We start from the raw sequence: 13,203 nt of genomic DNA on the forward strand, positions 1-13,203 counted from the left end.
ATGTGCGCGGAGGATTGCGGATTCTTCTTTTGGCGTTGTGCGCGTTGTGGCTGGCGTCCTGCCAGGATGCGGAGGTCCAGATTCCTCTCGCCCCGGTTCAGCTCGGAGTGACCGATAGCGAAGTCATTTTCGGGTCTTCCCTGGCCTTGCAGGGGCACGCCGGATATTTGGGGCAGGAAACGCTGCGCGGAGCAATGAGTTATTTGCAGCACGTCAACGAACAGGGCGGAGTGCATGGACGGACAATACGTGTCATCACCCGAGACGATTCCTACGATCCGCCGAAGTGCCTGGAAAACACCCAGCGTTTTCTCATCGAGGATCAGGTCTTTGGGCTTTTCTGCTATGTGGGCACCCCGACCACGGTCAAAATCCTGCCTTTGGTGGAAGAGGCGCAGGTTCCGCTGCTAGGTATGTTCACCGGGGCCAATGCGCTGCGCGAACCCTTCATGCCTTACCTTATCAATGTTCGCGCTTCGTACTATCAGGAAACCAACGCTGCGGTGGAGCATCTGGTGCAGGATCTCAAACTGACCCGCATCGCGGTCTTCTACCAATACGACGCCTTCGGCTTCGACGGTCTGACCGGTACGGAACTGGCGCTCAAGCGGTTTGGACTGGAGCCCGTGGCCAGAGGAAGCTATGTGCGCGGCACGCATGACATCAGCGAGGGCCTGCAGCGTATCCGAGAATCCGGGGCCGAGGCCGTGGTCATGATCGGCACATCGGACCCATGCGCGAACTTCATCAGAAAATCTCTTGAAAACGATTACGCACCCATTTTTTACATGGTCTCCTTTGTGGGCGCCAAGGAGTTGTCGCGCAACCTCTTGCAGTCCGAGACGAGTCGTGTGGACGTGATCATGTCCCAGGTCGTGCCACCGCCCCTGAGTCGCGACGGCACCGTGGCTGAAAGTGCAAAGGAATTCGCGCAGTTGCTGGAGAAATATTTTCCTGGCGAGGAGCCAAACTTTGTCGGGTTCGAGGGGTATATCAATGCCAAGGTCCTCGTGGAGGGACTCCGGCGGGCCGGACGGGATTTGAGCCGCCAATCCTTTCTGGAGGCCATCACCTCCATGACGGATTTTTCTCTGGGCGGTGACGTCGGGCTGACTTTCGGCCCCCAGGATCATCAGGGCATGGACAAGGTCTACTTCACCCGCCTGCGTGAAGGCCGGTTCATACTCCTCGACGATTGGACGCAGCTTGTCAGGGAGGGGCGCCGATGAAGCCGTACGCACGCATTTCGCTCAAGAACAAGATATTCGCCTCCATCCTGGCCGTTATCCTCATCATCAGCGTGACCATCGCGCTCCTGGCCCGCTGGATCCTCATTTCCGGACTGACCAAGGAGCTGGAGCTGCGCGGTATTGCAGTAGCCCACTCCATTGCCGAACGAGGCGGCGGGTTTGTTCTCGACAAGAACTATTCGGAGTTGCTCAGCCTCATTTTCGAAGAAGCGCGCCTGCGGGAACGCCAGCACATGATCAATTACATCTTCGTGCTCGATCGCAGCGAAAAGGTTCTCTCCCACACCTTCACGGTGCCTTTTCCCGGCCCCTTGAGCACTGCCAACCCGGTGCTCGAAGGAAAAATGAACAGCGTGCGTCTGGTCGCGGTGGGAGCGCAGACCTCCTACGACATCGCCGTGTCGATGAACGAGGGCCTGTACCGCATTGGAACGGTGCACGTGGGCCTGAGCAAGGAGCATATCGACAAACTCGTTTCCAAGCTCAGATTCATGTTCCTGGGGTTCATATCGGCGGTCATCATCATCATCTTTTATGTCAGCCATCGCATTTCGCGCTACATAACCAGTCCGATTTCTCGCCTGACGAACATTTCGGATGAACTCAGCCGGGGAAATTTCGATGTGCATCTGGACCTTGGCGAGGACCTTGACTGGGCGGTGACCAACTGCCCGGCCTACAAGGACACCAACATGCCCTGCTGGCATTTTGATGAACAGGGGCGCAAATCCCTCAAATCCAAGGGCAAGACCGGCCAGGTCTGCGCGACCTGTCTCTTCTATCGCAAGCGGGAGGGGGACGAGGTCATCCAGCTCGCCGACTCGTTCATGAGCATGGTCTGGTCCATCCGTCTCTACCGCAAGCGTCTGCAGGAATCGGAGATGAAGTACCGCTCCCTCTTTGACTCCGGCCCCGACCCCATTTTTGTCGTGGACTGCAACACGGACCGGATACTCGACGCCAACCCCAGAGCCGAGGAGCTGTACGAGTATTCCAAGGGCGAACTGCTGGGCGTGTCTTTCATGGTGCTGGGACACGACCAGGTCCGGGAATGCCTGAACTCTCTCAATGAGGCGCAGACGAACAGCGGCTGCGTCTATTATCCGAAGGTGCTGCACTACAAAAAGGGCGAACGCCCCTTTTACGTCAACATGCACGCCTGCCCCATCAGCTACGGGGGCACTCACGCCATGATCGTGGCCGTGACCGACATCACCGAGATGATGGAGAAGGACGCACAGCTCGTGCAGGCGGCCAAGATGAAGACTCTGGGCGAAATGAGCGCGGGCATCGCCCACGAGATCAACCAGCCCTTGAACGCCATCAAGATGGGCAGCGAGTATCTGAACCTGCTCATCGAGCAGAACCGGCAGGTGACCGAAACCCAGATCCGGGACATGGCCACGGAAATCAGCCAGCAGGTGGACCGGGCCACGGACATCATCAACAACCTGCGAGCCTTCGGCAAAAAGTCCGGACTGGTCATGGAGCGGGTGGACATGAACGAGCCCATCCGTGGGGTGCTGTCCATCATCGGCCGTCAGTTCTCCATCCAGCGCATCACCATCCGCCTGGAGCTGGGCGAGGGCTTGCCGTACATCAAAGGGCACAACAACCGGCTGCAGCAGGTTTTTTTCAACCTGCTCAACAACGCCCGTGACGCCATCCAGGAGAAGATGGAAAATGAGCCCGGCATGTGGGGCGATATCCTGGTGCGTACCTATACCCAGGACGGCCGCGTTTTTGCATCCTTTGCAGACAACGGCCCCGGCATAGCCGATTCGGTCCGCAATAAGATCTTCGAGCCTTTTTTCACCACCAAGCAGACCGGCAAGGGCATGGGGCTCGGCCTCGCCATAACATATGGCATTGTTCGGGATTATGGCGGAATCATTACTATTGACAGCCAGCCGGGTCAGGGGACAACGTTCATCTTAAGTTTCCCGAGCGTCGAAAGTCATCAGGCGCTTGAGCATAACGCAAGCCGAGTGGACGAGAACCCGGCACAACCCAGCGAGATATCCTAATGACGCAAGACAAAATCCTGGTCATCGATGATGAGAAGGCAACGCTCAAAATGTTTCGGCTTTTTCTGGATGTGTACGGATTCGACATCTTTACGGCAGAATCCGGGGAAGAGGGACTGGACGTTTTTGACAGGGAAAAACCCGATATCGTCCTGACCGACATCAAGATGCCCGGCATGGACGGGATCGAGGTCCTGCAACAGATCAAGAAGCGTTCGCCCGCCACGGAGGTCATCGTCATCACCGGGCATGGCGACATGGATCTGGCCATTCAGGCCCTCAATCTGGACGCGGCCGATTTCATCAACAAGCCCATCCAGCGTCAGAGCCTTGAACAGGGTCTGTCCCGGGCCAGGGAACGGCTCAAGCTGGCCAAGAGCCGGCAGAACGAGGTCAGCGTCAGTCGGCAGGGCCGGGCGCTGGTCATTGAAATCCAGGGCAGCGTCAGTTCCCATAGCGAACCGTATCTGCGCGAAGCCTACGCCAAGGCCCAGGAGGCCAAGGTGCAGCGCATCGTGCTGCATTTCGACCCCAACACCTCCGTAAACGGGGCCGGTATCGCCATTTTGACCCAGCTTGTGCTGGAGAGCGAAAAGGACGGTATTGAGATTGTGATGGCCGGACTTTCCGAAAATTTCCGCAAGGTTTTCGGCATAGTGGGCCTGACCCGCATGATTCAGATTTTCGACAGCCTGGATCAGGCCTGCGCCTAGGCTTTTTTTCGGCCCGGGGCCAAGGAGTTTTCATGACAGGTTTTATCCGAATCGCATTGTGTCTTTTTCTTTTCTTTGCGGCCCAGCCCGCCCTGGCCGCTCCGCCTGCCACGGGCGACACCATGCCCGAACTGATCCTGCCCGTCCCCTTCGATCCGGCCGGACAGGAGATGCTTGGCCTGCAGGGGAAATCGACCTTTACCCTTGCGGACCTTGACGCCGAACTCATTTTTATCGAGATCATCGGCGTGTATTGCCCGCAATGCGTGAAGCAGTCACCGGGCTTCAAGACGCTTTTCAACAGGCTTGGCAAAGGCAAGCTCAAAGGGCGGGTGGCCATGTTCGGCCTGGCCGCCGGCGGGACGGACGCCGAGGTCAAGCAGTTGCTGGCTACGGGGCAGTATCTTTTTCCTGTCGTGAGCGATCCCGACTACGTGGCCCACAAAGTGCTGGGCGAACCGCTTACGCCCTACACCATCATCTGCCGGCCGGACGGAAGCGTGGTTTACGACCACCTCGGAGTCATTCAGGACATTGACGCGCTGTACCAGCAGATCAAGACACTGCTCGACTGACCGCGGAGCGGGAGATGACGGTTCAAACCGATAGCGATGCCGATCGCGCCAGATACCAGTTTCAGATTCTGTTCGAGACGGCTGCGGAGCTGAGCGGGGCGCGTTATCCGCACAAGATCCTGGAGGCCTTTTTACTCTCGGCCCAGGGCGGGGTGGGCGCCAGGGGCGGTTTTGCGGCTATTCTGGGGCAGAGCGAATTTCAGCTCATGACCCGCTCCAGCCTCTCAAAAAGCCTTACTCCGGAGTATGCGAAGGTGCTGCGCGAGCATCTGGACGCTCTGGGCGAGGAGCGCAAATCCTCTTTTTTCGTGCCTTCGCTGCAGGGCGAACTCTGCCCCGGAAAATGCGAGCTGCTCCTGGTCTGTCCTCTCGATGACGGCCAGGATGGTGTGCTCGGTCTGGAAGAGAGCCTCGCCGGGCGTCCCTACGACGAGAATGACAAGCAGCTCGTAGCGGGTCTGGGCACCCTTTTTCAGACCAGCCTCAGGTTCTCGCTCTATGCCACCCGTGTCGAACTGCTCAACGCCGAGCTGACCAAGCAGAACGATACCCTTGATCGCCAGATTTATCATCTGAGCGCCCTGCGCGACCTTTCCGGAGAAATCCTGCGCGTGGACATGGCCGAGGTCATGTCCACGTTTCTGCTGACCCTGCTCGGGCACTTCGCCCGCCCCCAGGGCCTTCTCCTGCTGCATGATCGCACCTCGCGGCAAATCCATGAAATTTCCAGCGGCCTGAAAGCAAAGCCGGGCCTTGGCGAGCAGGACGTGGGCAGGCTGTTTTTTCTGTGTCTGGCCGGAGTCCGCGAGAAGCATCTGCAGCCCCTGCAGGTCGAGCCTGTCGAAGACATGGGCGGGCTGGCGGAGGTTGCGCTGGGTTTTGCTCCTGACCGGGGCTACCTCTTCATGCTGCGCGAAAACATGTACGGAGTGCTGCTGTTGGGGCAGAGTCTGGGCGCGACGGTTCCCGCCGAGGACGGCCTCCTGCAGGCTTTTGTTTCCCAGGGAGTCCTGCATCTCAAGAATGCCGACTCCTTCAGGACCATCATGTCGCTGAATGATGACCTGGCCAGGCAAAACGAAGAGCTGCGCCGCACCATCGACGAGCTGACGACGGCCAAGGACCACATCAGCATGCTTGAGGCCGCGGGCAGACGAATCGCCGGCATCGTGCACAGCAAGGCCGAGAGCCTGACCCGGGTGCGCCTGTTCGATTTCTTCCTCATCCTCGTTTTGAGCCTCGGCCTGGCGCTCGCGTTCAACCAGCAGAATCCGCGCGGGATCGTCCTCATCGAGGCGCCCGGCCCTGAAATTCCGTTCGTCACTCTGGACGAGGCTCTGGAGCTCATCGCAAAAGAGGACGCGCTCCTTGTCGATGCCCGCCCGCGTGAGTTCTACGAGCGCGAACATGCGCAAAAAGCCGTCAATGTTCCGGCGCAGCTTTTTGATCTGGTCTACATGATGCAAATGACCGCAGAGGACCCTGAGCGGCCCATCGTGGTCTTCGGACGCAGCGTGAGCCGTCGCTACGATCGGATCGTGGCCGCGAAATTCCTGGGCAGGGACCATGAGCGGGTCTATATCGTCAAGGACGTTCCGCCCTTGGCCCTGGACGGAGGCGCGCAATGATTTCACGCTTGAAGGCTCTCCTGACCCACCCTGTCCTTGCCCTGCTCCTGCGCCTCTATCTGGCCGGGGTTTTCATTTACGCCAGCCTGCACAAGATCAATTTTCCTGCTGAATTCGCGGACAACATCGCCGGTTATCTCATTGTCCCGTATTGGCTGATCAATCCTCTGGCCGTGTTCATGCCCTGGCTGGAGCTGGTCTGCGGGCTTTTTCTGCTGGGCGGCGTCAGGGTGCGGGCGGCGAGCCTGCTCATCGGCGCAATGCTGGTCATGTTCACCGTGGCGGTGCTGGTGGCCCTGATTCAGGATACGCCCATCGGTTGCGGCTGCTTTCAGAGCGTGGGAGAGCCCATCTCCTGGTGGACGGTGCTGAGGGATCTGGCCTGGCTGGCCATGGCCGCGCATGTTTATTTTTATGACCGGCTGGTTCACCTGGACCGGCTCTTCATGCTCAAACCGGAGGAACTTGGGCTGTGATGAAAATACTGCCGTTTCTGATGCTGCTGCTCTGCCTGTCCTGCTCCTCCCGGCCCGATCTCGCCGGGCGCTACGAGGCGTCGCACACAGGACCCAGCGGGCCGGTGAACGCGGTCATGACTCTTGCCGAGGATGGCAGCGGAAAATGGGAGATCGAGGGCGAGGTGCTGCCTTTTTCCTGGTTCGTGCGCGCCGGGGCGATCAACGTGCACACCCGTGACGGCGCGGTGGTCGAAGGCGTGCTTGAAGGCGACAACGTGCGTCTGGACGTGCCGGGGGTTGGAAAGCTTGATTTCGTTCGCGGGAAATAGGTGTTTTCAGCGGCCTTGCAGCTGCTCCAGGTCGGCGGGGTAGTTGACGTTGAAGAAAAGGCGCCGCTCGTCTTCATTGTAGATCAGCGTATGGCGGAGTTCGGCCGGGATGAGACGGCTGAGCTTGAAGATTCCCCTGGCCACGCCATCCTCCAGCAAGGGCAGGGATTCGGGTTCGTAGATCGCGACCAGGTTTTCGATGAATCCCGAATCCTTGAGCTGCCAAGTCGTCAGCACGCAATCGTGTGGACGCTTTTCGCGGGCGTCCATGAGTCGTTCGATGATGCTGTCCTCCATGAAAGGCAGGTCGCAGGCGAGGACGAAAATCGGTTTTTCAAATTTTCGCAGCGCCGTGATGATGCCTCCGGCGGGTCCTATGCGTTCCGTCTCGTCGGTGATGAAAGGCCAGGGGCTATCTGTTGCAGGGGCATGCCGGCAGGAGACATAGACCTGGTCGATATGGCGTTGCAGCAGCGTGGCCGTGCGGGTGAGCAGGGTCTGCCCTTCATGCACGACACGGGTCTTGTCCTGTCCGAGCCGGGAAGATTTTCCTCCAGCGAGCACCAATCCGATCATGATTTTCCCTGTACCGCGATCCGCAGCCGGAAGGCAGCGGGTGAGGCATTTTTTTGGTTTACAGCTTGAGCCAGGGAGGCCGCGATCCGGTTCGATCCGGGTCGGGTTCGCCAAAACTCCTTCAGCGGCCTCGTACTGTTTTCCCGTCGCTGCTGCCGAACAAGCGGATGCGCTTCGTGCGAGAGGCGACGGGAAAACAAACGATTTCAGGCTCAGTCAGACAGTTGCCGAGCCCGACCCGGATCGAACCGGATCGCTGGGACCGGGCGTTGGTCGGGTTAAGGCTGTTGTATAGATGCTGTCTGTCTAGCGCTCTTAGAATCCCCAGGCCGAGAGGGTGGGGCGCTTGTATTTCTTTTCCCGTGCCGCCACGTCAAGGCTCAGGGATTCCAGGTCGTCCACCAGGGGCAGTGTTCTGCGGTCCAGATTTCTAAAATCCGTGAGCTTGATGTACAGATTGCAGGTTTTGCAGGCGTTGATGCGCACTCCGGGCTCTTCATCGGATTCATAATATTCGAGCTTGGCCATGTCCTTTTCCAGACAGAAGGGACACTGCAGCCGGGGCGCGTGATATTCTGCGTGGCAGAATCCGCAGATATTGTATCTGAATCCTTCCTTTTCGCGCAAATCCGACATGATCGGCAGGCTTCCGCACAGGGGGCAGTGTCCGTGGTCCCAGGACTGCGAAAGGTCGGTCCGGGCCTCCAGGGCGATGGCGGCGCGTTCCAGGGACGGGGTCATGGCCGCCTGCACGAGCATGGGCAGGATGCGCGGCGCGGAAGGAGTGGCGGCGGTCCAGGTGGAGAAAAAACCTTCGTCGCCATTCAGATGCGCCTGCATGGCCAGGTCCAGATCCAGGGATTTGTCCGCGATGGCTGCGGTGATTGCCGTAGCGGCTTCGCCGAGGGCCGGGCTGACCGATTTCGCCAGCTCCAGAAATTCGTTGAAAAGATCAAGGCTCTGGCTTTTATCAAAGGGAAAATTGGCTCTTTCGAGCAGCGGCGCGCCCTGGCTGTGCTGAAGCGGATCGGCGATTTCCTGTGTCGCGGCGGCGGGAACCTGGGCCTTGTCCCGGGCTTCGAGCTGGCGGGTGTAGATCTTTTCGACCAGATCGATCAGTTCCACGGGCAAAAAGCCGCGTTTTCTGCACGAGTCGATTTTCTTGGCAAGCAATTCCTGGGCTTTTACAGCTTTGATCATGGGCATTCTCCGTTGGTGAAGGGCGAGGTGTGAATCCGGGCCGGAACCGTTCCTAACGTGTCTTTTGACACATCACAATGCTTGTTTTGTATCTGGCTTTGATTTAACAAAATATGTGTTTGAATTTTAATCACATCATCCTCATCACAGGAGGAGGAATCCATGACCGAGTCCAAAGTTGAGGGCACCTTGACCTTGCGTTTGCATGTCTGGTTCGAGCGGGACGAAAAAATTTTTCTGGGCATCGGCCGGGCTCTTTTGCTGGAGAAAATCGAGGAGTGCGGGTCGCTCAGGCAGGCGGCCACGGACATGAAGATGTCGTACCGGGCGGCCTGGGGGAAACTCAAAGCCGCCGAGGAGAGCATCGGCAAGCCTTTGGTGCAGAAGATCAAGGGCAAGGGGCAGCGCTATGAGCTTACCCCCGTTGGGCGTCAGCTTGCCAGGCAGTTTCTGCAGCTGCAAAGCGACATCGAGACCTACGCCAAGGGCAAGGCCCAGGATATCTTTGGCGAGGAAGTGCAGTATTACGCCGACGCCTACCCGGAAACCAAATTATCATCTTTATAAGGCGGATTACGAATGGATCATGGTTTTTTCCGGGTGATCACTCCGGCCCGGTTTTGTGAGTTGCTGCGCGGTTTCGCGCCCGTGGGCTCCGAAATCTGTCCCCTGGAGGACTGTCTGGGCCGCGTCCTGGCCGAGGACATCCTGTCCGCCGAAGACATCCCCGCCCTGGACCGCTCCTGCATGGACGGTTACGCCGTGCGTGCCGCGGACACTTTTGGCGCGAGTGAGGGCAATCCCGCCTATGTGGAGCTTGCCCGCAGCGCGGCCATCGATGAAATTGTCAGTCGCCCTCTGAACTCCGGGGAATGCATGGGCATCGCCACCGGCGGGAGCCTTCCGCCCGGCGCGGACGCCGTGATCATGGTCGAGCATACCCAGATGCTCGGGGATACGACCGTTGAGATCCGCAAGACCGTGACCCCCGGCGAAAATGTCATGCTGCGGGGCGAGGATGTGGGCCAGGGACAGGTGGCCGTACCTGCCGGTCGGCGTCTGCGTCCGCAGGATGTGGGGCTCATGGCCGCCATCGGCCGTCTTTCGGCAACGGTTTTTCGCCAGCCTCGGTGCGGCATTGTCTCCACGGGCGACGAGCTGGTTCCTGTCGACAGTTTGCCCAGACCCGGGCAAATCCGGGACGTCAACTCCCACACCCTGGCCTGCATGGCCCGGCAGGCGGGAGCCCTGGGCTGTGTTCACGGGTTGGTCCCCGATGTGCGCGAAGTGCTGCGGGAGGCCCTGGCCCAAAGTATGGAAAAGAATGACGTGGTCTTCATCTCCGGCGGCAGCTCCATCGGGACCCGGGATCTGACCATAGAGGTCCTGGAATCCTTTGCGGACAGCGAAATCCTGGCCCACGGCGTGTCCATCAGTCCCGGCAAGCCGACCATTCTTGCCCGCGTCGGGGGCAAGCCGGTGCTTGGGCTCCCCGGTCAGGTCACCTCCGCCCAGATCGTCATGCTGGTTTTCGGGCAGCCGCTTCTGGTGCATCTTGGGGGCGATGCGGGAGCCTTCGATCCCGGACGCATGATCCTGCGCCCGGCCAAGCTCGGGGCGAATCTGTCCTCCAAACCCGGCCGCGAAGACTATGTGCGGGTGCGGCTTGAAGAGCGGGACGGGGAGTGCGTGGCCATGCCCCGGCTCGGCAAGTCGGGGCTGCTGCGGACCATGCTTGATGCCGACGGGCTGGTGCGGCTGCCTGCCTCCCTGGAAGGCATGACGGCCGGACAGGACGTGGATGTCTGGATATTCTAACCTGTGAAAAAATAATGAAAAAAAGAAATATATATTTAAAGACGTTGCCTGTTCCCGAAGCTCTGCGGCTGACCATGGAAGCCCTTGACCGGGACCGGCTGGTCAATCGGGAAACAATCCCCTCGCACCAGGCCTGCGGCCGGGTCACGGCGCAGGCGGTGTACGCGGTGTGCTCCTCTCCGACGTTTCACAGCGCGGCCATGGACGGCTACGCACTCAAAGCCGAGTCTACCTTTGCCGCTCGCGAAGGACGGCCCGTGCGGCTGCTCAAGGGCAGCCAGTGCGCGGCCGTGAACACGGGGCACCCTCTGCCCGAGGGCATGGACGGGGTGCTCATGATCGAGAAGGCCGTGCGCGACACCGATGACGCCATCGAGCTTGAAACTCCGGTCTTCCCCATGCAGCACGTACGCCGCATCGGTGAGGACATCGTGGCCACGGAGCTGCTTCTGCCGCAGAACAGGCTGCTGTCCCCCTACGACGTGGGCGGGCTGCTCAGTGCCGGCATCTGGGAGGTGCCGGTCTGGGAGCAACTGCGCATGGCCTTCATCCCCACCGGCGACGAGGTCCTCGACTTCGCCACGCGCCCAAGCCCGCGTCCGGGCCAGGTCATCGAAAGCAATTCCCAGGTCTTCGCAGGCCTGGCGGCCGCCCAGGGGTGTCTCTTCACCCGCGTCGATCCGGTCCCGGACAATGAGGAGGCTCTGACTGCGGCGGTGCGCGAGGCCGTGAACGGCCCCAACCATGTGATCGTCATCGGAGCGGGCTCCTCGGCCGGTTCCAAGGATTTTTCCCGCTCCATCATCGAGAGCCTCGGGCGGGTACTGGTGCATGGGATCGATCTCATGCCCGGCAAGCCGTCCATTCTGGGCGTGGCGGGCGGCAAGCTGATCGTCGGCGCGCCGGGGTATCCGGTCTCGGCGGTGGTCTGCTTCGAAGAACTGCTCATTCCGCTTTTGTCCTGGCTGTCCCGCAAGACGCCGCCTGTCCGGGCGGTTGCAACGGTGGAGCTGTCCCGCAAGGTGCCCTCCAAGCTTGGCACCGAAGAGCTGGTCCGCCTGGCCATCGGCCGGGTCGGGGAAAAGCTGGTGGCCACGCCCCTGGGGCGCGGGGCGGGCATGCTGACCACCCTCATTCGCGCCCAGGGCGTGACCCGCATCCCGGCGGACAGCGAGGGGGCCGAGGCCGCCTCCATGGTCCGGGCCGAGCTGCTTGTCCCGGAAGCGGAGCTGGATCAGACCCTGGTCGTGGTCGGCAGCCACGACAACATCCTCGACGTGCTTGGCAACGAGCTGATGGGCCTGGCCCGGCCGGTGCGCATCGCCTCCAGCCATGTGGGCTCCATGGGCGGCCTCACGGCCCTTAAAAACCGTTCGGCGCTCATGGCCGGCACCCATCTTTTCGACGAGGACAGCGGGGATTTCAATTTTCCCTTTTTCCGCAAGTACCTGCCCGGACTGAGCGTGGCCTGCGTCAATCTGGCCATCCGTCATCAGGGGCTCATCGTGGCCAAGGGCAACCCCCAGGGCATCACCGGAGTCGAGGATCTGGTCCGGCCCGAAGTGCGCTTCATCAACCGTCAGCGCGGCGCCGGAACGCGCATCCTGCTCGACTATCACCTGCGGCAGGCCGGGATTGGCCCGGAGCAGGTGAACGGGTACGAGAAGGAGGAGTTCACGCACATGGCCGTGGCCGTCAACGTGCTGACCGGAACGGCCTCCTGCGGATTGGGTATTTTCGCGGCCGCGAACGCCCTGGGGCTTGATTTCGTACCCCTGGCCAGGGAGCGCTACGATCTGGCGTTTTTGCCGGAACTTGCGGACTGGAAGATCGAAACGGCGCTGGAACTGATCCGCTCCCGAGTCTTCAAGGAGCGGATCGAAAAGCTGGGCGGCTACGAGACCACGCTCACCGGCCGCATCATGGAGCCGGGTCAGGGGCTGGGGTAGCAGGCTGGCCCAAAACGGCGATCTGCTTTGTCACTGCAGAAAATCCAGCCCCTCACGTATATCAGAATACGCTTCGGGCCTGGATTTTCTTTGTTCCTCGCATCTCACCATTTTGGAACAGCCTGACAGCCGTTTTTTGAACAATCAGCTAAACCCTTCTTTTTCCTTGACGCTGGAAAGTGGTTGAAGTAGCTGCATGATCCTCGCGGGCGGGAGTAGCTCAATGGCTAGAGCATCAGCCTTCCAAGCTGAGGGTTGCGGGTTCGAGTCCCGTTTCCCGCTCCACGAGAAAATGGCGGCATAGCCAAGCGGTAAGGCAGAGGTCTGCAAAACCTCCATTCTCCAGTTCAAATCTGGATGCCGCCTCCATAGAAATGCGGGAGTAACTCAGTGGTAGAGTGCAACCTTGCCAAGGTTGAAGTCGCGAGTTCAAATCTCGTTTCCCGCTCCAGATTTTTAGGCCGGTCCTAGGCTGGCTCATATCAATGACAAACCCTCGTCGTAATTTTCGACGAGGGTTTCTTTTTTCTCAGACCAGTTGAAACGCGAGACAGGATTTCCTTCGACCATAATGGAAGCGGAGAGCAGATGGGCGTTCCCATTTGCCCTCCGGATCTGTGCTATTATCAAATTGCTGCAAACAGATCGTCAGACCCTTGCCAAGACCGCAAATATTCATT

At 59.8% G+C, this 13,203-nt stretch carries 12 protein-coding genes and 3 tRNA genes; 13 read left to right on the plus strand and 2 right to left on the minus strand.

Annotated features, from left to right (window positions below):
• Nucleotides 1-2: 2 nt before the first annotated feature.
• From DBAC_RS04960 to DBAC_RS04990, 7 genes are read left to right on the plus strand one after another with little or no spacing between them, the layout of a single operon-like run.
• Nucleotides 3-1,229, plus strand: a complete 1,227-nt coding sequence (locus DBAC_RS04960) for an ABC transporter substrate-binding protein (RefSeq protein WP_015773189.1) — start codon at nucleotides 3-5, stop codon at nucleotides 1,227-1,229.
• Nucleotides 1,226-3,277, plus strand: a complete 2,052-nt coding sequence (locus DBAC_RS04965; RefSeq protein ID WP_015773190.1) for an ATP-binding protein — start codon at nucleotides 1,226-1,228, stop codon at nucleotides 3,275-3,277. The genes DBAC_RS04960 and DBAC_RS04965 overlap by 4 nt, the downstream gene beginning before the upstream one ends.
• Entirely contained in the window at nucleotides 3,277-3,990 is a 714-nt protein-coding gene (locus tag DBAC_RS04970) for a response regulator (protein WP_015773191.1), read from the plus strand. The genes DBAC_RS04965 and DBAC_RS04970 overlap by 1 nt, the downstream gene beginning before the upstream one ends.
• A gap of 32 nt (nucleotides 3,991-4,022) precedes the next feature.
• Complete coding sequence (locus DBAC_RS04975; protein WP_015773192.1) at nucleotides 4,023-4,565, plus strand: TlpA family protein disulfide reductase; 543 nt, start codon at nucleotides 4,023-4,025, stop codon at nucleotides 4,563-4,565.
• 14 nt (nucleotides 4,566-4,579) lie between these two features.
• On the plus strand, nucleotides 4,580-6,193 hold the full coding sequence (locus tag DBAC_RS04980) for a rhodanese-like domain-containing protein (protein WP_015773193.1): 1,614 nt from the start codon (nucleotides 4,580-4,582) through the stop codon (nucleotides 6,191-6,193).
• Nucleotides 6,190-6,669 carry a MauE/DoxX family redox-associated membrane protein gene (locus DBAC_RS04985; RefSeq protein ID WP_015773194.1) on the plus strand — a complete coding sequence of 160 codons (480 nt, stop codon included), beginning with the start codon at nucleotides 6,190-6,192 and terminating at the stop codon, nucleotides 6,667-6,669. Before DBAC_RS04980 ends, DBAC_RS04985 begins: the two co-directional genes overlap by 4 nt.
• Nucleotides 6,666-6,980 carry a hypothetical protein gene (locus tag DBAC_RS04990; protein WP_015773195.1) on the plus strand — a complete coding sequence of 105 codons (315 nt, stop codon included), beginning with the start codon at nucleotides 6,666-6,668 and terminating at the stop codon, nucleotides 6,978-6,980. The genes DBAC_RS04985 and DBAC_RS04990 overlap by 4 nt, the downstream gene beginning before the upstream one ends.
• A gap of 6 nt (nucleotides 6,981-6,986) precedes the next feature.
• Here DBAC_RS04990 and DBAC_RS04995 read toward each other — a convergent pair whose 3' ends face one another.
• Complete coding sequence (locus DBAC_RS04995; RefSeq protein WP_015773196.1) at nucleotides 6,987-7,556, minus strand: molybdenum cofactor guanylyltransferase; 570 nt, start codon at nucleotides 7,554-7,556, stop codon at nucleotides 6,987-6,989.
• A gap of 315 nt (nucleotides 7,557-7,871) precedes the next feature.
• A complete protein-coding gene (locus DBAC_RS05000) occupies nucleotides 7,872-8,756 on the minus strand; it encodes a formate dehydrogenase accessory protein FdhE (protein ID WP_015773197.1) in 885 nt (294 codons plus the stop codon).
• Nucleotides 8,757-8,918: 162 nt separating this feature from the next.
• On the opposite strand from DBAC_RS05000, the gene DBAC_RS05005 reads away from it, so the two are divergent.
• From DBAC_RS05005 to DBAC_RS05030, 6 genes are all read left to right on the plus strand, one after another.
• Nucleotides 8,919-9,323 carry a winged helix-turn-helix domain-containing protein gene (locus DBAC_RS05005; RefSeq protein ID WP_015773198.1) on the plus strand — a complete coding sequence of 135 codons (405 nt, stop codon included), beginning with the start codon at nucleotides 8,919-8,921 and terminating at the stop codon, nucleotides 9,321-9,323.
• Nucleotides 9,324-9,335: 12 nt separating this feature from the next.
• The gene (locus DBAC_RS05010) at nucleotides 9,336-10,574 is read left to right on the plus strand and encodes a molybdopterin molybdotransferase MoeA (protein WP_015773199.1); all 1,239 of its coding nucleotides are present in this window, start codon (nucleotides 9,336-9,338) and stop codon (nucleotides 10,572-10,574) included.
• Nucleotides 10,575-10,588: 14 nt separating this feature from the next.
• The gene (locus tag DBAC_RS05015; RefSeq protein ID WP_015773200.1) at nucleotides 10,589-12,523 is read left to right on the plus strand and encodes a molybdopterin biosynthesis protein; all 1,935 of its coding nucleotides are present in this window, start codon (nucleotides 10,589-10,591) and stop codon (nucleotides 12,521-12,523) included.
• Between the two features lie 209 nt (nucleotides 12,524-12,732).
• Nucleotides 12,733-12,808: transfer RNA gene (locus tag DBAC_RS05020), tRNA-Gly, on the plus strand.
• A gap of 9 nt (nucleotides 12,809-12,817) precedes the next feature.
• Nucleotides 12,818-12,892, plus strand: a tRNA-Cys gene (locus DBAC_RS05025).
• A gap of 7 nt (nucleotides 12,893-12,899) precedes the next feature.
• A tRNA-Gly gene (locus DBAC_RS05030) sits at nucleotides 12,900-12,974 on the plus strand.
• The last annotated feature ends 229 nt before the right edge of the window (nucleotides 12,975-13,203 follow it).

This window comes from Desulfomicrobium baculatum DSM 4028 (assembly GCF_000023225.1).
In the GTDB taxonomy this organism is placed as follows: Bacteria; Desulfobacterota; Desulfovibrionia; order Desulfovibrionales; family Desulfomicrobiaceae; genus Desulfomicrobium; species Desulfomicrobium baculatum.